Consider the following 19,164-nt stretch of genomic DNA (forward strand, 5'->3'; position numbering starts at 1 on the left):
TTGTTATACACCCATGGCTTCGCCATGTAATCACTTCGAATCCGCTTCGCTTCTTCTCAGTGATTATGCATTCGCCAAATACTATCTGCTTTTTTTGCAAGCAAAAAGCAGATAGTATTTGGCTCATTGCGTATAACAAAAAAAGTGCCATGTGGTTTGACACTTTTTTAGTTTATTTTTATTTTATTATTGTGCTTATTGATTATTAAATTGCTACAACTTTTACGTGTGTTACAGCTTCTTTATCAGCATCTACACTAATTGTAAGCTTACCGCCTAAATTAGTTTTCATTTTTCCTACTGCTCTGTTGCTGATGAAAACTTCATATTCTTTTTCTGCTGTTAATTCAAGTGTTATCTGAGTCTGTCCTAATCCTTCAACAAAGAAACTTACTTCATCAGCTGTTGCTTTGAATGCATTTACTGCTGTTCCCGGTGTTGATTCATATACAAACATTCCGTTTCTTTCTAATTTAGTAATCTCATTGAAAGTCTTTACTTTGTACATATCACCTGCAACTTCAAAATCTGCAAGCTTTGTCTTCTTATCTAATGTATAATCACCAAAGCTAATAGAACCATCGCTTTCTTTTCTAATCAATTCGCTTACTACTGCCATCTTATCCTCCTGTTATTTTCGCCCGTTAATTCCGTCAGGCGTCCTAGTGTTTTTTTCATTATAACATACTTGTCCGTTTTTTTCTTCCAAAAGTCGTATATAATTTATTAAATTTTTATTACAAATTTATCACTATTCGTTCAATTATTTCTTTAGAATAATAACCTCTTTATTTCTAACTGAAATAGTAATACTGTCTCCATTTGTAACATTTCCATTTAATATTTCATCTGACAATGTATCTTCAATTTTATTTTGAATCATTCTTCTAAGTGGTCTTGCCCCATACTTCTTGTCATAACCTTCCTGTGTTATATACTTTTTGGCAGAATCTGCAAATTTGATATCTATATCCATCTGCTCTTTTACTCTGTGTTTAAACTGGTTAAGCATGATGTTTACAATCTTTCCTACTTCATTCTTTCCAAGACTGTGGAACACAATAATATCATCAATTCTGTTTATGAATTCAGGTCTGAAAATTCGTTTAACATCTTCCATGACATTTGCTTTCATTTTTTCATAATCCTGTTTTTCATTTTCTTCTGAATTGAATCCTAATTTTTTAGGTTCCATAATTCTTGAAGCACCTGCATTACTTGTCATAATCAGAATTGTATTTTTAAAGCTTACTTTTCTTCCTTTAGAATCAGTAATGTGACCATCGTCAAGTACCTGAAGTAATATGTTAAATACATCCGGATGTGCTTTTTCAATTTCATCAAATAGTATAACTGAATATGGATTTCTTCTTACTTTTTCGCTTAATTGTCCACCTTCATCATATCCTACATATCCCGGAGGTGAACCTACCATTTTAGAAACGCTGTGCTTTTCCATGTACTCAGACATATCTACCCTGATAATTGCTTCTTCTGAACCAAATACAGATTCTGCAAGTGCTTTTGACAATTCTGTTTTTCCTACACCTGTAGGTCCTAAAAACAAAAATGAACCAATTGGTCTGTTTGGATCTTTCAATCCTACTCTTCCTCTTCGTACAGCCTTGGCTACAGCTTTTACTGCTTCATCCTGACCTACCACTCTCTTATGAAGAACTTCCTCTAATTTAATCAAATGCTTTGTCTCATCTTTTGTTAATTTGCTTACCGGAATTCTGGTCCACATTGAAACAACTTCCGCTATTTCACTTTCACCTATTACAGGTTTATTTTCATATTTATTTGTGTTCCATTTTTCAGTAACTTTATCTAACTTAGTCATTGCTTTGTCTAAATTAATCTTAGCTTCGCTTCCCGTCTTAAAGTCACCCTTCTTTATGGAGTCTTCCAACATATTTGTGTAAAGTTCCACATTGTTTTCAGCATTAATAACTGCTTTTGTTTTTGGTGTTCCTTTAAGTCTTGCCTTTGCACATGCTTCATCAATTAAATCAATTGCCTTGTCAGGAAGGTATCGGTCATTAATATATCTTTCAGATAATTTTGCTGCTGCATCAATTCCTTCTTCTGAGATTACAACGTTATGATATTTTTCATAAGTCTCTTTCAAACCATTTAAAATTGTAATTGTATCTTCTACTGATGGTTCATCCACCATTATAGGCTGAAATCTTCTTTCTAATGCTGCATCTTTTTCGATATTTTTTCTGTATTCATTTATTGTTGTTGCTCCAATTATCTGTATCTGACCTCTTGCAAGTGATGGCTTTAATATATTTGAAGCATCCATAGAGCCTTCTGCACTTCCGGCCCCTATGATTGTATGAATTTCATCAATAAAAAGAATAATATTGCCTGCTGCCTGAACTTCACTTATTATCCTCTTAATTCTTTCCTCAAATTCACCTCTGTATTTTGAACCGGCAACCGTGCTTGTCAAATCAAGAATAAATATTCTCTTATCGAGCATTGTTTCAGGGACTTCACCTGCTTCAATTCTCTGTGCAATTGCTTCTATAATTGCTGTCTTACCTACACCCGGTTCACCTATAAGACATGGGTTGTTCTTTGTTCTTCTACTTAAAACCTGTATAACTCTCTGGATTTCTGTTTCTCTTCCTACTACAGGGTCTAATCTCTTTTCATGTGCATCTCTTGTTAAATCTCGTCCAAACTGTTCTAATGTAGGCACATCTGACCTTCTAACCGGCTCTTTTCTTCCCTGCTTAACATATGCTCTAAATTCATTAGGGTCTCTATCTGTAAGTTTTAAAATATCTATGCACAAATTTTTCAAACTAAGTCCAAAACTTGTTAGCATTCTATTTGCCTGACATTCAGGGTCGGCAATTATTGCCAATAGAATATGCTCTGTTCCAACCTCATTTACTCCCATTCTTCCTGCTTCAAGTTTTGCTCTATCTAAAACTCCCTGACTTCGGGATGTAAATTTTAAATTATTTCTTGAAATTCTTCTCTTCGTTTTTAAAATATCCTGCTCTGTAATGTCTTCGCCTATTGCCCTGATTATATCGTGAGCTTCGAGTTCGTAATTGTATAATATATTCGCAGCGACACCGTCAGTAACCTTTGCAAGCCCACCTAGAAGATGCTCTGTTTCTATATAATCAGCCTCAAAATATACAGCAATATCTTTTGCATATTCTAAAGCCTGTAAAGTCTGTTTTGTATATTTTTTGTCCTCCATTGCTTTCCCTCCTATTCTGTATTTATTGTATCAGACATTTGTGATTTATTTGCAAATATCTTTATTATCATTATTTTAATAATTTAATAAAACTGTGATTATTAAAAAAATACTTTTATTATATGTCAGAAAGGACCCGAAAGCTACATCTTGCAACACTCCGGATCCTTGTTATTTTGTTATTAATCTACGAAAACAAAATCATCATCATCATCATCTGATTTTACTGTGCTGTCTTTCTTATTACTCTCTGTCTGAATGTCTTTTTCATTCTCCATCAGAATACTATTTTCATTTTCTTCGATTTCATTTGTTTCTTCTAAGATATTGATTCCATTATCAGCATCATTATCTTCATTCTGTTCATCTGTATCGTCAAATATACCTGTTTCCATTGCCACAGCTAATTTTAAATCTTCATTTACTTCTGAAATAGCTTCTTCTATTTCATCTTCTTCTGTCTTTTCATGAGTTTCTTCTGTAGTATCATCACTATCTGTAGTCTCAGGATTTTCTTCGTTTTCAGAATCATCTGATTTAACATCATCATCCTGACCTTCTACATTGATTCCAAAATTATTAGTTTCTTCATCTTTTGATTTTTTTATCTTTTTTGTTTTATTTGACAATATAAGATTTAGCACTGCAAATATAAGAATAACGATTAAAATAATTAATCCTGCAATTGCTTTCACTAAGATATTATATCTGTCAACAATACTATTATACTTATCCTGTAATTTTCCATATGAAGTATTTGCTGCCTCAAGCTGTGTATTAACATCATTTGTAGCTATGTATCTCTGAAATACTTTTTCCTGATCATCATAACAATAAAGATTTATATCTCCATCCCAGTTCATTGCATATACAAGATACAATTTTTCTTCTGAATCAAGTTCCCATGCACTAACTTCCTGGTCATAAATTGTTATTCTTTTTTTTGTATAATTCTTAAGGCATGAATCTCTTTTTTCCGGTCTTACTACAGTGTACATTCTACTCTTAATAAGAATGTTTCTCATCGGATAAAAAGTATCCTTCTTTTCATTATAAATATAAAATCCTGCTATGCCTTCTTCCTCATTTGTCATATAGACTGCTGTGAGTTGTTTAACTTTGCCTACAATACAAGGCACTTCTTTTTTATTATATGTAAATGTGCTTTCTTCAAATCCTTCAGGAATATCGCTTTTTTTAATTTTTGAAGATATAGTCAATTCTGTTTTGTTAACAGTAACCTTAATTCCACTATCTTTTTTAGTTTCTGTATCTTCTTTATAAGTTTCTTCCTCATCTGTTGTAAGTCTTTTTGTTTTAATTGTGTATGTAGTTTTCTGACCATTTGAATCTGTCACTTCAACATATGTCTTATTGTCGCCTTCATCTAATGTGTCCCATGAGACTTTTACATTTGCTGAACTTTCATTTGCAACGGCTTTAACGTCTAATTTTTTCACGCTGTTTTTTACTGTAGCTTCATAATCAGTTACATCTTCTGAAAATGAAGGACTTAAATTTACTACCGTACTGTCACCTGAATCTGTTTTCCCATTAACTGTCAATTCTTTTAAAGAAGAATTGGCAAAAACATTTGCTCCCATTAATGTTGTCAATCCTGCAGCCACAATTAAACTTAATAATAATGATTTACTTTTTCTCATTATTTGTACCCATTCCTTTAATCACAAACATCTTGTGTTTAAAAGGTGCAAATCAAAGGCTTATATGATTTGCAATTTTCCTTTCTCACATATTTTTTTCATCTCTTTCCCTTACTTTTAAGCTTCGTCGATAGCCTTTCCAATATCATGTCTCATATACTTATTATCGAAATCTATCCACTCTGTTGCCTTATATGCATTTGCTCTGGCTTCTTTTAAATCTTTTCCCTTTGCAGTTACGCCTAATACACGTCCTCCGTTTGTTACAATCTTTCCATCGTCATCAAACTTTGTTCCTGCATGGAATACATAATATCCATCTTTATCCTTAAACGTATCTAATCCTTTTATTTCAAATCCCTTTTCATAACTTACAGGGTAGCCGTCACTTGCAAGAACTACACATACAGCTGCATTATCTTCAAACTGCAAATCAATCTTATCAAGTGTTCCGTCGATGCATGCTTCAAATACATCAATTATGTCATTTTTCATTCTTGGAAGAACTACCTGTGCTTCCGGGTCACCAAATCTTGCATTATACTCTAATACCTTTGGTCCGTCTTCTGTAATCATTAATCCAAAGAAGATAATTCCCTTAAATGTTCTTCCTTCAGCTTTCATAGCGTCAACAGTAGCCTGATAAATGTATTTCTTACAGAATTCATCAACTTCTTTTGTATAGAAAGGACTTGGTGAAAATGTTCCCATTCCTCCTGTGTTAAGACCTGTGTCACCATCTCCTGCACGCTTATGGTCCTGAGCACTTGTCATTATCTTTATTGTATTCCCATCAACAAAAGATAAAACAGAAACTTCTCTTCCTGTCATAAATTCCTCTACAACCATTGTATTTCCGGCTGAGCCAAATTTCTTATCAAGCATTATGCTCTTTACGCCTTCAATTGCTTCTTCTTTTGTATTGCAAATTAATACACCTTTTCCTAAAGCAAGTCCATCTGCCTTTAATACAATTGGATATTTTGAAGTTTCCAAATATTCTAATGCTTTTTCAGGAGAATCAAAATTTTCATATCCTGCTGTTGGAATATTGTATTTCTTCATTAAGTCTTTAGAAAACGCTTTTGATCCCTCTAAAATAGCTGCTGCCTTATTTGGTCCAAATACTCTTAAACCTTCTGCTTCAAAAGCATCTACAACACCGCCTACTAACGGATCATCCATACCAATTACAGTTAAGTCAATTTCTTTTTCTTTTGCAAATGAAACTAACTTATCAAATTCCATTGCACCGATATTTACACATTCTGCATATTCTGCAATTCCTGCGTTGCCGGGCGCACAATAAATCTTATCAACTTTTGAACTCTTTGCTACTGCATTTGCAATGGCATGTTCTCTTCCACCGCTTCCAACAATTAATACTTTCATTGTCTTCTCCTTATATTGTCTACTGATATATTACTTTATTGTCTACAACTTTGATTTTACCATTGGCAATATCATTAATCGCCTGTGGCATAATCTTCCATTCAGCCTGTTCCATAACTCTTTTCTGAAGCACTTCAGGTGTATCTCCCGGTAAAATGTCTACCGCCTTCTGATAAATTATAGGACCTGTATCTGTTCCTTCATCTACAAAATGAACTGTAGCTCCTGTTACCTTAACACCTCTTTCTAATGCTTTTTCATGAACCTTTAATCCATAAAAACCATTTCCACAGAATGATGGAATAAGAGATGGATGTATGTTTATAATTTTATTTCTGTATTTTGAAATCATTTCAGGAGGTAATACAACCAAAAATCCGGCGAGAACGATTAAATCTAATTTATACTTATCTAAAGTATCAATTAACGCCTGATTAAAATCTTTTCTTTCAGCAAAATCTTTAGGTGAAATACATTCTGCATTAATTCCATTTTCCTTTGCTCTTACAAGCGCATATGCATCTTTCTTATTGCTTATTACTACTTCGATTTCTGTATTTGTAATTACTTTATTCTTAATTCCATCAATGATTGCCTGAAGGTTTGTTCCTCCGCCTGAAACTAAAACCCCAACTCTTAGCATAATTCAGCTCCTTTTTCTCCTGCCTCAATCTTTCCGATTTCATAGCATGTTTCTCCGGCAGCTTCTAATGCTTTCATTGTCTTTTCTACATCTGCAGGGTCAACTGCTAATACCATACCGATACCCATGTTGTATGTGTTGTACATCATTTCTTCTGCAATATCTCCTGTCTTAGCAAGGAGTTTAAAAATTGCAGGTACTTCATAGCTGTCTTTCTTTACAACTGCCTTTACTCCATCAGGAAGCATTCTTGGAATATTTTCATAGAATCCACCACCTGTAATATGACTGCATCCCTTAATTGTTACTCCTGCATCTTTAACATTCTTTAATGCTTTAACATAAATTCTTGTTGGTGCAAGTAAAGCTTCTCCTAATGTCTTTCCTAATTCATCATAATATGTATTAAGTGATTCTTCTGACATTTCAAATACTTTTCTTACTAAAGAAAATCCGTTACTATGTACACCTGATGATGCGATACCAATTAACGCATCTCCCGGTTTAATATTTTCTCCTGTAATTAAATCTTTTTTATCTACTACACCTACTGCAAATCCTGCTAAATCGTATTCATTTTCAGGCATAAGTCCCGGATGTTCTGCTGTTTCACCACCAACTAATGCTGCTCCTGACTGTTTACATCCTTCTGCGACACCACTTACGATTGTAGCAATCTTTTCAGGATAGTTCTTTCCACATGCGATATAATCAAGGAAGAAAAGTGGTTCTCCACCTGAACATGCAATATCATTTACACACATTGCAACACAGTCAATACCGATTGTATCATGTTTGTCCATAATATAAGCTAACTGTACTTTTGTTCCACATCCATCAGTTCCTGATAATAAAACAGGGTCTTCCATTTTCTTAATAGAATCTAAACTGAAAGCTCCGGCAAATCCTCCAAGACCTCCTAAGACTTCAGGTCTCATAGTTCCTTTTACATGCTCTTTCATAAGTTCAACTGACTTGTAACCTGCTTCGATATCAACGCCTGCCTTCTTGTAATCCATAATTCTTTTCTCCTCTTACTTTCAAATGGTTTCTTAAATCATTTTTAATCATATAATGCAAAAACAAATTATAATAAATATGTTTTTTTATTTTTCATATTAAAATTTAGTACCGATTATATGAAAATATAATACCATTACGTTTTTTAATATAATTTTAGTAGTTTTTATATCCTACTTTTTTCAACTTTGTATCTTTTGCTACAACGTCTTTTTTCATTTTTTCTGTATATGCTTTTAACTTTTCAAGCAACTGTGCATCAGATGTTGCAAGAATCTTTGCTGCAAGAATACCTGCATTCTGTCCACCATTAATAGCAACTGTTGCAACCGGAATACCTGATGGCATCTGAACGATTGAGTATAATGAATCTACTCCGCCTAAATCTGATGTTTTCATTGGTATACCTATTACCGGCATAGGGAATAAAGCTGCGCACATGCCCGGAAGATGAGCTGCCTTACCAGCTCCTGCAATAATAACTTTTACTCCTCTTTCTTCTGCGCCCTTAGCCCATTCAAAAAAGATGTCCGGCTCTCTGTGTGCTGATATGATTGTCATTTCATAATCAATTCCTATCTCTTCAAGAAAATCTGCTGCTTTGCTCATTACCGGCAGATCTGAATCGCTGCCCATTACAATTGCTACTTTTGCCATTGCTCTTCTCCTTCATAATTTCTTATAGTATTGCATTAAACTTTGATGCCTACGGATTGTTCCGTGCTACGCACTCACACAATCCTCCCCTGGCTTATTAAATCATAAAAACACTTACATTGTAACTGTTAAGACTTATTACGTCAATAAATGGGGTACTAAATTAACAATTTTATTGCATTTATTTACATTTTTATGTTTATTTTATTTATCAAAAGCTTCATTTAAAAGTTCTGTTCCCGGAAGAACAAATCTTCCATCCTTTATAATGACAATTTCTTCACCATTTTTAGTTACGGCTGTAATTTCTCCAAGTTCATCATAAGGTATCGTTATATCTGTATGGCAACTGAAATATGCTTTTGACAAATCTTCATTTCTTAAAGCTGAGATTTCATTTTCCTTTGCTACAATTTCTTTTCCATCAGGATTAAATGTCTTAACATCTTCTTCCCAACTGTAACATGTATCACCTACTGCAAAATGAGGTCCCATTTTTTCCACTATTAAAATTGGAAGTTTATATACTATATCGTATTTATTTGCCATAACATAAGCTGTTGTATTTGTTCCTATGGCAAATTCCCCTATAGGTAAAGTGTCATGATTAAACATAACATTTTCTTTTATATACTTTTTATTTTCTTCTTCAGTATCGAAATTCTTACATGTATAGTCTTTTATGCATCCATTTTCAAATGTAATTTCCAAATCATTATATTTTAATTCATTTAAATATACCTGACTCACATGTAACACTCCGTTAGTTCCTGTAAGTTTTGGCGAAGTAAACACTTCTCCTAATGGAATGTTTACATCTGCCAGACAGTTTTCAAAATTAGTTTCTTTTTCAGGATTTTTCAATTCATGCATATTAACCGTAATGTATGTCTTATTGCTTCCTTTTCCTTCGACCCTTACAAAATCTGCCTTATCAAGGGCATCTATTATACTCTGCTGTACCTTGCGATATTTATCCTGATCTAAACAGTTAATTTTAACTGTTTCTTCGAATAATTCTTCATAATCCATTCCAATTTCAGGAAGTGGAAACGCAATAATCGTAAAGCTTCTCTCATCGCCCTTAATATATTTTTGAACTATCTGAGTATATTCTCTTGCATATTCAACTTTTAATTTCTGTTGCTCCTTGCTTAACTGTAAAGCTTCTTTTTTATTTTCCGGCTCAAATGGATTTTCTCCAAATACTTCTATAACCGCCGGTCCTGCCATAAGTGCTGCTATTTTCTTTCTATTTTCAAATGCTGTAGTTGCAACCTCTAACTTTCTTTGTACATAACCTTTGTCAAAGAATAATGCATCATCTAACTTATGGTCAAACCAATACTGCTTATTTATCTTGGTAGATTCATATCCTCCTTTATAAATAACCGGTTTTAAGCCCATATTTTCAAACTGCTTTATGGCCGCACGGATTATTCTTTCAAATCCAATATAATATCTTATGTCTACTGCACTTTTAATAGATAAATCCTTTCCTGTATTTATAAACCCCAGTCTATATCCTTCTGTATAAACACTTGCGATTTTATCTATTTTTTCCTGTGAAAGTGTATTTAAAAATTTTGCTGTTTCTATTTCGTTTTCACTAATACTTTCACCATATTTGTATAAATATCTTAAATCTTCTAAATCACTTTCCATTACAATCTTAACTGCAAAATCATTTTCCGGATTTATTATTTCATCTATTCTGTTAGTCATAAAAATTTCTGAATTATCTTTTTCAAAAGAATAAATCATATCATGAATTGATTTTTTTGTAAGATTTTCTCTATCTTCAAATTGATTATATATTTCTATAAACAATTCCATTCTCAATGTTATTTCTTCTAATTTGCCCTGAAATGCATTAGAAATCATATTTCTGTTTGCCGTAAATACATAACATAATAACTGTCCGTATTCTTCTCCTAATTTTTCTACTGCAAATTTAGGATTTGCGAAACATTTTCCATATACAATTTCTGTTTCATCTTCATATAAATCTTTATTAAGAGCTGTCAACTGCTCTAAAGTCAGTTTTTCAATCTTTTTGCTTTCTATTAGCCCAAGTAAATTATCTATTTTAAGTATAAACTGTGCTGCTGCAACAAAATAAGGTAGAAATTTTTCTTCTACTGTATCTTCAGTAATTATTTCTTTTATTCTTTCTATAGCAATATCATATCTTTCTTTAATCATAGATTTACTCCTAAAGGCTATTCTTTAATTCTGCCTTTTTCTACATTTTTATTAATTATATTTTCAAAATAATCCCATATTTTGACGGAACCATCCGGTGTTTTTTTGTTTCTAGCCATAATCTGTTCTTTTTTTACACCATGCTCCATCCATGCCCTTCCGTCAGTAGCATCATTTAACATTATTGGCTGAGTTTTGTCTAATGTTATTGCAAATTTTGCTTCTTTTGTTTCTCCGGCTTCAAATTCATCCCAGAGTCCTCTAATCATTTTTGCCTGGTCATTTGGAAGTATATTAAAAATTCTGTCTGCGGCAACTAACTCCCTCTCTCTCTTTGTTTCATTTCCCTTATTATCATATGCATATGTATCACCTGCATCTATTTCAACAAGGTCATGTACAAGTACCATCTCTATAACTCTAAGCAAATCTACTTTTTCATTTGCATACTCATTCATTATCATTGCCATCATAGCCAGATGCCATGCATGCTCAGCATCATTTTCATGTCTACTGCCACTTGTCACATATGATTGTCTAAAAATTTCTTTTGATTTATCTACTTCTCTGATAAATTCCATCTGCTTTTCAAATCTTTCTTTATCCGACATTGTCTTACCATTACTGCTGTGCAAAGCATCCTTTCTTATATTTTTAAAATTGTAATCTAATTATCCGGCTATCGTTTTCTTGATCATATATATGATATCGGGTGGAGCAAACCTCCCCGGCTTTGATGTCCACGGATTGTTTCGTGCTACGCACTCCCACAATTTCACCCTGGCATCATACATATATTAAAAATACGCACAAAATTCCAATCCATATTACTGCATTAGAAATTGTTCCTATATATGTGTATTTTAGAAACTTTGTTTCTTCCTGATAACTTTTTAAACCTATTACAAATCCGGCAAGCGCAAGTCCAAATATAGCCCATGCCAAAATTCCTACATATATACCTGCGTTTCCATTCTGCACTATGCATAACGCAACTGTTAAAACAAGTAATATAAAAGCTTCAAGTGCTATAAGCGAAGATATTCTTCCGCCCTTTGTATAACTGCTTAATGCTATTCTTTGTTTTTTGTCTTTTTTATTTCTTTTCGCCATTGTTTCTCCTACATAACATGTTTGTGAAGTTTTGTTAATCTGAATATTATATATCCTAAACATCCGCCTAATGTATTAAGGAAAATGTCATCAACATCAAAAGCACCTACTTTTGTCAGCAACTGTGCTGTCTCTATTCCAGAACTAAGCAGCATTGCCCAAATTGTAACTGTTATTATATTTTTAAATATTGGTTTTCTTGATATGGTTGGTAGCAAAAATCCAAACGGCAGAAAACATACTACATTTCCTACCAGATTTATAAGTGTAACATTCCAGCCATATGTGTAGCGCATATTCCAAAAGCGCTTAATTTCTTTAAATAATGTTAAATTATATCTGTATGTATCACTAACCAGCTCTCTATCTAAACTTTCAGAGAAAAACATTACATACAAAGCACATAATAAATACAATATAAACAGGATACGACCCCAAAGCCGTATCCTTTTTTGAGTCTTTGTCACTACTTTAAAATCTCCCGACTATTTTACTCCATATTTGTCATAGTATTCGTCAATCGCTGCCTTAATCTCATCTGTAATTACTACTTTTCCATTGCATTCTTTATTATACAAATGTTCAACAACTTCTTCCATTGTTACTATTGCATTTGCATCAAATCCGTATAATTCTTTAATTTCATCAAGGGCACATTTTTCGCCACCCTTTCCAACTTCCATTCTATTTAATGAAACCATTAATCCTACGATTTCAACATCAGCAGCATTTCTTACCTTTGGTACTGTTTCTTCCATTGATTTTCCTGATGTTGTTACGTCTTCAATCATGACAACTCTATCACCATCTTTTAACTTACTTCCAAGAAAACTTCCCTTGTCAGCACCATGGTCTTTTTCTTCCTTACGGTCTGAACAGTAACGTACATCTTTTCCATATAATTCGCTATATGCAATAGCTGTTACAACACTGATAGGGATTCCCTTATATGCAGGTCCGAATAATACGTCAAAATCATCTCCATATGTATCATGGATTGCCTTTGCATAATATTCTCCTAACTTTTTAAGCTGTGAACCTGTTACATATCCACCTGCATTCATAAAAAATGGTGATTTTCTTCCACTTTTTAATGTGAATTCTCCAAATTTTAAAACATCACTTTCTACCATAAAATCAATAAATTCCTGCTTGTACGCTTCCATTTTGTTTCTCCTTTACCAATCTGTATTGCCCCTTCCCTTCGGTCAGCGGCTATTCGTCGGAAACATTTATAGAAAATGAACTTCGTTCATTTTGTTTCCTCCTCTATCATTTTACTAATCCGATTAATGAATTGATATCTTCAACATTGTGTCTTCTCATATAGTCTTCAATTCCTGCAACAACTTCTTCTGTTACTAATGGATTTGTAAAATTTGCTGTTCCTATTGAAACTGCTGTTGCACCGGCTAATATAAATTCCATTGCATCATTTGCATCTTTAATTCCACCCATTCCGATTATAGGAATATTTACGGTATTTGCAACCTGATATACCATACGAACTGCTACCGGTTTTATTGCAGGGCCTGAAAGACCACCTGTCTTATTTGCCAAAGCAAATTTCTGACGTTCAACATCTATCTTCATTCCTGTAATTGTATTAATAAGTGATAATGCGTCTGCACCACCTGCTTCTGCTGCCTTTGCCATAACAGTTATGTCTGTTACATTTGGACTTAATTTCATGATAATTGGCTGTTTTGCAACTTTTTTAACTTCTTTAGTGATTGCTTCTACTGCCTTAGGGTCCTGTCCAAAAGCTATTCCGCCTTCCTTTACATTAGGACATGAAATATTGATTTCCAGCATATCTACAGGCTCGTTTCCAAGCTTTTCTACAACATCAATATATTCTTCTGTAGAATGGCCACACACATTTACAATAATCTTTGTATCAAACTGTTTAAGAAATGGGATATCTCTTTTTGCGAATAAATCAAATCCCGGATTCTGTAAACCGATTGCATTTAGCATTCCACCATAAGTTTCTGCAATTCTAGGTGTAGGATTTCCCGGCCATGGTACATTGGCCACGCCCTTCGTAACTACTGCTCCTAATTTATTTAAATCTACAAATTCGCTGTATTCAGCTCCTGAACCAAATGTTCCTGATGCTTCCATAACAGGATTTTTGAATTCAACGCCTGCAATATTAACCTTTGTATTCATTATAATTCAACCTCCTGTGCTAAAAATACGGGACCGTCTTTGCAAATTCGTTTATTATTTACATTTGTATGATGGTCTTTTTCTTTTGACTTGCATACACATCCAAGACATGCACCAATTCCGCATGCCATCTTTTCTTCTAATGAAATCTGGCACTCAATGTCATTTGCCAAAGCATATTCTTTTATCGCTCTAAGCATTGGTGTTGGTCCACACGCATAAATTACATCGCCTGTTACAGCACATGCTTTAATCGCATCTATAACTGTTCCTTTCGTTCCTGTGCTTCCATCTTCTGTAGCAATATAAACATCACCATTTTTTTCAAGTTCGTCAATCAGAAACAATTCATCTCTATATCCTGCAACTGTCTGAACTTCTGCGATTTCTTTTAATTCTTTTCCTAACTGAACCATTGGAGGTATACCTATACCTCCTCCGATAAGAATCGCTTTTTTGCCTTCTCTTTGCATAAATCCATTTCCAAGTGGTCCTAAAATGTCAATATCATCACCTGACACATATCCGGACATTTCGGTGGTTCCTCCACCTACTACTCTATATACGATTCTTAAAGTTCCTTCTTCTTTATTAACTTCACAAATACTGATTGGTCTAGGTAAAAGCTTTGCTCCATCTTTACAATAAACAGATATAAACTGTCCTGCTACAGCTTTTGCTGCAATATCTTTTGTCTGAATCCACATACTGTAAACTCCTGTTGCTATGGATTCCTGTGAAATTACTTTTGCGATTTCTTTATGTTTCATCTAAACAGCACCTTTCTTAGATTGTGTTTGTATATTTTAATTTGAGAGTAGAAATCCGGTATGCATTTTTGCATTATACAATTCCACTACTCTTTTAATTATAAGCTATTTTAGAAAATTGAATTAATATCTTCAATCATATCAACAACAGCCTGACGTGAAGCATCTGCGTAATTTGCTTCTCCAAATTTAGCATATTTATCCTGCTTGTATGCACAAATTATACCTCTTGAAGAATTTACAATTGCTCCTAATCCGTCTTCATTAAAGTATGGTTTTAATCCGTCTGCTGTTCCACCCTGTGCACCATATCCCGGTACAAGAATGTAACTCTTTGGCATAACCTTTCTAAGAACTTTTCCCATTTCAGGATATGTTGCTCCTACAACTGCTCCTACATAACTGTAGTCATCTCCCATTATGTCTTCGCCCCATTTAGCAACCTGTTCACCAACCCATTCGTAAAGTGGTCTTCCGTCAATCATTCTATCCTGAAATTCTCCACTTGATGGATTTGATGTTTTAACTAAAATGAATAAACCTTTCTTTTCTTCTTTACATACATCCACAAACGGCTTAATACCATCTGTTCCAAGATAAGGATTTACTGTAGCAAAATCTTCATCAAATAATGAATATGTATTATTGCCAACCTTAACTTTCCCAAGATGTCCTGTTGCATAAGCTGCAGAAGTTGAACCGATGTCTCCTCTTTTAACATCTCCAATAACAACTAAATCCTTTTCTTTTGCATATTTTACAGTCTTGTCAAATGCAACTAATCCCGGAATTCCAAATTGTTCATACATTGCAATCTGTGGTTTTACTGCAGGTATTAAATCGTATGTTGCATCGATAATTCCTTTATTATACTGCCAAAGTGCTTCTGACACACCCTCAAGTGTTTCTCCAAATTCAGCATATGCCTTATCTGTAATATGCTTTGGTATGTAAGATAACATTGGGTCTAATCCTACAACTACAGGTGCATTTGTTTCTTTAATCTTTTTTACAAGTTTGTTAATCATTCTATTCTGCTCCTTTATGCTTTATATTAATTTACTTATCTTTCTTCTTCAGGCTCCTTAACAATCTTTCCACCTAAAATTGTCCATTTAACTTTTCCTGATACTTTTGTTCCTCCAAATGGAGTATTTCTTCCTTTAGACTTAAATTCATTTACATCAATAATGTATTCCTCATCCGGATTGATAATTGTAATATCGGCTACTTTTCCTTCGTCCAATGAACCTTTGTCTATTCCTAATACTTTAGCAGGATTATAGCTCATCTTTTCAGCCATCTGCATAGGTGTGATAAATCCCGGTTTAAGCAAATGAGTCACTGTTAATGGTACTGCTGTTTCCAATCCTACAATTCCAAAAGGTGCTTCTGTTATGCTTCTTGCTTTTTCCTCTGCACTATGTGGTGCGTGATCTGTTGCAATTACATCCATAACATCTTCGCTAAGTCCCTTTATAAGTGCGTCAACATCCTCTCTTGTTCTAAGTGGAGGATTCATTTTATAATTTGCATCTGCACTATCCATATCATCTGTACTCATGGCAAAATGATGTGGACATACTTCTGCAGTAACTTTAACTCCGTCTTCTTTTGCTTTTTTAACCATTGTTACACTGTCTTTTGTTGAGCAATGGCACAAATGTAATTTAGCCCCTGTTTCTTTTGCAAGCAAAATATCTCTTGCCACAATTATATCTTCAACAGCGTTACTAATACCCTTAACTCCAAATTCTTCTGATTTGTCGCCCATATTCATTACGCCGCCATTTACTAAATTGATATCTTCGCAATGAGCTAATACCGGCACATCCGCTTTAACTGCATTTTTCATTGCATCACGATATACATTAGAATCCATAACAGATTTACCATCTTCACTTATTGCGCAAACACCTGCCTCTTTAAGTTCAAATACGTCTGTTATTTGTTTTCCTGCCATTCCTTTTGTGACAGAACCTACAGGAAGTACATTTGTATATCCTGCTTCTTTTCCTTTATTTATAATATATCTGACCACTTCTGCATTGTCAGTAACAGGTTTTGTATTTGGCATGCAACATACAGATGTAAATCCACCATTAGCTGCCGCCATACTTCCTGTTATTATATCTTCTTTATAAGTAAGCCCCGGGTCTCTAAAATGAACATGTAAGTCTATAAGTCCCGGCATTACAAAACATCCCTTAGCATCAATAACCTTATCAGCTTCTTTTTCGATGTTTTCCCCTTTTTCAACAATTACTCCGTCCTTAACATAGACATCTAACACCTTATCCATTTTCTCAGACGGATTAATTACTCTTCCGTTCTTAATAAGAATTGTCATATATACCTCTTTCCGGCCGCCTGTTTTCAGGCAGAATACGCCATCTAAAAGTATATCAAATAAATGTATTCGTTTCAAGGCAAGTAAAAGAAAATGAAATATATAAAGTTCATAGCTATTTTGCATTATTTTATGTTATTATTATTTTATCTATTGCCAGTATGATAGTTTAGTGTTATACTTCATCTAGTATTGATAACTATATAGATTTTACAAAAGATTCTTTTATCTTAAGGAGTTTAGTTTTATGTATAAAATAATTAGCGATAGCGCATGTGATTTATCAAAAGAATATGTTGAAAAGAATGACATTACAGTTGTTCCTTTTTCTGTTTCTTTTGACCAGGAACATTATTTAAAAGACAGCATTGATATAACAAGAGATGAGTTTTACACAAGGCTTGTTAATGAAAATGTTTTTCCAAAGTCATCACTTCCATCAGTTGAAGAATATATGGATACATTTTTAGAATATGTTAAACAGGATATTCCTGTTATATGTTTAACAATTTCTCTTGTTCTTAGTGGTTCTTATAATTCAGCAAGAACAGCTGCTGATTTAATTAAGGAAGACTACCCTGATGCAAAGATTGCAGTATTTGATTCTAAGCAAAACACTGTTACACAGGCATTATTAGTAAATGAAATTGTAAAGATGAAAAATGACGGTCTTAGTTTTGAAGAGTCTGTTGAAAAAATTGACAAATTAATTCCTACAGCAATCATTTTCTTTACTGTTGGTTCTCTTGATTATCTTAAAATCGGTGGTCGTATTGGAAAGCTTGCTTCAATTGCAACAGGTAAATTAGGAATCAAACCTATCATCTTACTTAAAAACGGTGAATTAGGTTTAGGCGGAATCGGCAGAAGTCGTGCTAAATTGAAGAAAGCTGTTTTGGATACTGTTAACAAGCACTTTACTGACAACAATTTAAGTAAAGATGATTACAACTTCAACGTTGGTTGGGGATATGATAAAGAGGAAGGAGCTGAATTCTTAAAGGATGCTGAAAGCACACTTGGAGTAAAATGCTTAGACGAACTTAATGTTGATATCGGTATGACAACTGCTGTTCACACAGGTCCTTATCCTATAGGTGTAGGTATTATTCAAAAATACGAAACTTTAAAATAGATATATATTACAAGAAGTAAATGTTTATACACTTGGGGTTCACCATATTTTACAAAGATTCAAAGCGTGTGCTAAAAGGTGCACAATAAAACTTGGGTTACCCCCATTCTTTACAAAGAGCCAATAAAACCAAAAGCCTCGCAATTTGCGAGGCTTTTGGTTTTATTCATCTATATCTCTGCTTTCTGTATCTATAATTGCATTATCATCTACCCATCTTCTAATTTTACCTGATACAGTTAATGTTGTAATTAAATCTACAACTCCTGAGTATGTTAAAATTATTCCTGTAATTCTTGTAACAAATACTGCTGTGTTCTGAGGATTAATTAATATTACAATTCCTAATAATACATTAACAATTGCCACTATAAGTAAAAATACCCAATGTGAATCCATTCTTTTCAAATCCAAAGCATTTTCAATTTTCATAATTCCACTTATCACTATAATTATTCCAACTATAAACGGAATGATTGATATAACAAAATCTTTTTTTACAAGAACAAATATTGCAGCAACTATAAAAATAATTCCAACTACAAGTTCATATTTATAAAAATCATTTATCAAATCTCTTTTTCTATATTCAAGTAAATATCTTATTGCTAAAAGTAAAAATATAACTGCTATTATATAACAAATTGTATTCAATATGCTACTTGGATAAATCATCATCAAAATGCCCATTAATATACATAACAAAGCATAAATTACCATTTCCCATTTAAGACTTTTCAAATAATTCATATCGCATCTTCCTTTTCAATATGAGCCCGGATTACTCCGGGCCCATAATTTTGTTTATTGT

18 protein-coding genes are annotated in these 19,164 nt (G+C 33.4%); 1 reads left to right on the forward strand and 17 read right to left on the reverse strand.

Annotation, left to right across the window (positions count from 1 at the left end; genetic code table 11):
- Positions 1 to 205 precede the first annotated feature (205 nt).
- The 16 genes from DWX29_RS05305 to DWX29_RS05380 form a co-directional block, all read right to left on the reverse strand.
- The gene (locus tag DWX29_RS05305; RefSeq protein ID WP_022089784.1) at positions 206 to 619 is read right to left on the reverse strand and encodes a hypothetical protein; all 414 of its coding nucleotides are present in this window, start codon (positions 617 to 619) and stop codon (positions 206 to 208) included.
- Positions 620 to 763: 144 nt separating this feature from the next.
- Positions 764 to 3,229, reverse strand: a complete 2,466-nt coding sequence (locus tag DWX29_RS05310; protein ID WP_118565327.1) for an ATP-dependent Clp protease ATP-binding subunit — start codon at positions 3,227 to 3,229, stop codon at positions 764 to 766.
- A gap of 182 nt (positions 3,230 to 3,411) precedes the next feature.
- Complete coding sequence (locus DWX29_RS05315; protein ID WP_118565328.1) at positions 3,412 to 4,893, reverse strand: cadherin-like beta sandwich domain-containing protein; 1,482 nt, start codon at positions 4,891 to 4,893, stop codon at positions 3,412 to 3,414.
- Between the two features lie 117 nt (positions 4,894 to 5,010).
- Positions 5,011 to 6,285, reverse strand: a complete 1,275-nt coding sequence (purD, locus tag DWX29_RS05320; RefSeq protein ID WP_118565329.1) for a phosphoribosylamine--glycine ligase — start codon at positions 6,283 to 6,285, stop codon at positions 5,011 to 5,013.
- Between the two features lie 19 nt (positions 6,286 to 6,304).
- On the reverse strand, positions 6,305 to 6,928 hold the full coding sequence (gene purN, locus DWX29_RS05325) for a phosphoribosylglycinamide formyltransferase (RefSeq protein ID WP_117908779.1): 624 nt from the start codon (positions 6,926 to 6,928) through the stop codon (positions 6,305 to 6,307).
- Complete coding sequence (purM, locus tag DWX29_RS05330; protein WP_117908777.1) at positions 6,922 to 7,947, reverse strand: phosphoribosylformylglycinamidine cyclo-ligase; 1,026 nt, start codon at positions 7,945 to 7,947, stop codon at positions 6,922 to 6,924. Before purM ends, purN begins: the two co-directional genes overlap by 7 nt.
- Positions 7,948 to 8,104: 157 nt before the next feature.
- Positions 8,105 to 8,605: a 5-(carboxyamino)imidazole ribonucleotide mutase gene (gene purE, locus DWX29_RS05335; protein WP_022089778.1), complete on the reverse strand. Its 501-nt coding sequence runs from the start codon at positions 8,603 to 8,605 to the stop codon at positions 8,105 to 8,107.
- A 204-nt stretch (positions 8,606 to 8,809) separates the two neighbouring features.
- A complete protein-coding gene (locus tag DWX29_RS05340) occupies positions 8,810 to 10,810 on the reverse strand; it encodes an aminopeptidase (RefSeq protein ID WP_118565330.1) in 2,001 nt (666 codons plus the stop codon).
- A gap of 17 nt (positions 10,811 to 10,827) precedes the next feature.
- Positions 10,828 to 11,445, reverse strand: a complete 618-nt coding sequence (locus DWX29_RS05345) for an HD domain-containing protein (RefSeq protein ID WP_347497651.1) — start codon at positions 11,443 to 11,445, stop codon at positions 10,828 to 10,830.
- A 151-nt stretch (positions 11,446 to 11,596) separates the two neighbouring features.
- Positions 11,597 to 11,923 (reverse strand): hypothetical protein, encoded by a 327-nt coding sequence (locus tag DWX29_RS05350; RefSeq protein WP_118565331.1) that lies wholly within the window; start codon positions 11,921 to 11,923, stop codon positions 11,597 to 11,599.
- A gap of 8 nt (positions 11,924 to 11,931) precedes the next feature.
- Positions 11,932 to 12,390, reverse strand: a complete 459-nt coding sequence (locus DWX29_RS05355; RefSeq protein WP_243053235.1) for a VanZ family protein — start codon at positions 12,388 to 12,390, stop codon at positions 11,932 to 11,934.
- An 18-nt stretch (positions 12,391 to 12,408) separates the two neighbouring features.
- On the reverse strand, positions 12,409 to 13,089 hold the full coding sequence (pyrE, locus tag DWX29_RS05360; protein ID WP_022089773.1) for an orotate phosphoribosyltransferase: 681 nt from the start codon (positions 13,087 to 13,089) through the stop codon (positions 12,409 to 12,411).
- Positions 13,090 to 13,195: 106 nt separating this feature from the next.
- Positions 13,196 to 14,098 (reverse strand): dihydroorotate dehydrogenase, encoded by a 903-nt coding sequence (locus tag DWX29_RS05365; RefSeq protein ID WP_118565332.1) that lies wholly within the window; start codon positions 14,096 to 14,098, stop codon positions 13,196 to 13,198.
- Positions 14,098 to 14,868, reverse strand: a complete 771-nt coding sequence (locus DWX29_RS05370) for a dihydroorotate dehydrogenase electron transfer subunit (RefSeq protein ID WP_117908767.1) — start codon at positions 14,866 to 14,868, stop codon at positions 14,098 to 14,100. Before DWX29_RS05370 ends, DWX29_RS05365 begins: the two co-directional genes overlap by 1 nt.
- Before the next feature lie 110 nt (positions 14,869 to 14,978).
- On the reverse strand, positions 14,979 to 15,896 hold the full coding sequence (pyrF, locus tag DWX29_RS05375; protein ID WP_022089770.1) for an orotidine-5'-phosphate decarboxylase: 918 nt from the start codon (positions 15,894 to 15,896) through the stop codon (positions 14,979 to 14,981).
- Positions 15,897 to 15,931: 35 nt separating this feature from the next.
- The gene (locus tag DWX29_RS05380; RefSeq protein WP_118565333.1) at positions 15,932 to 17,218 is read right to left on the reverse strand and encodes a dihydroorotase; all 1,287 of its coding nucleotides are present in this window, start codon (positions 17,216 to 17,218) and stop codon (positions 15,932 to 15,934) included.
- Positions 17,219 to 17,465: 247 nt separating this feature from the next.
- Between DWX29_RS05380 and DWX29_RS05385 the strand changes: the two genes are divergently transcribed.
- Positions 17,466 to 18,353: a DegV family protein gene (locus DWX29_RS05385; protein ID WP_118565334.1), complete on the forward strand. Its 888-nt coding sequence runs from the start codon at positions 17,466 to 17,468 to the stop codon at positions 18,351 to 18,353.
- A gap of 162 nt (positions 18,354 to 18,515) precedes the next feature.
- Here the strand turns inward: DWX29_RS05385 and DWX29_RS05390 are convergent, their stop codons facing one another.
- Positions 18,516 to 19,103, reverse strand: coding sequence for a DUF308 domain-containing protein (locus DWX29_RS05390; protein ID WP_118565335.1), 588 nt, complete (start codon positions 19,101 to 19,103; stop codon positions 18,516 to 18,518).
- Positions 19,104 to 19,164: the final 61 nt, after the last annotated feature.

Source organism: Eubacterium sp. AF19-12LB (assembly GCF_003479125.1).
Lineage (GTDB): Bacteria > Bacillota > Clostridia > Lachnospirales > Lachnospiraceae > Eubacterium_U > Eubacterium_U album.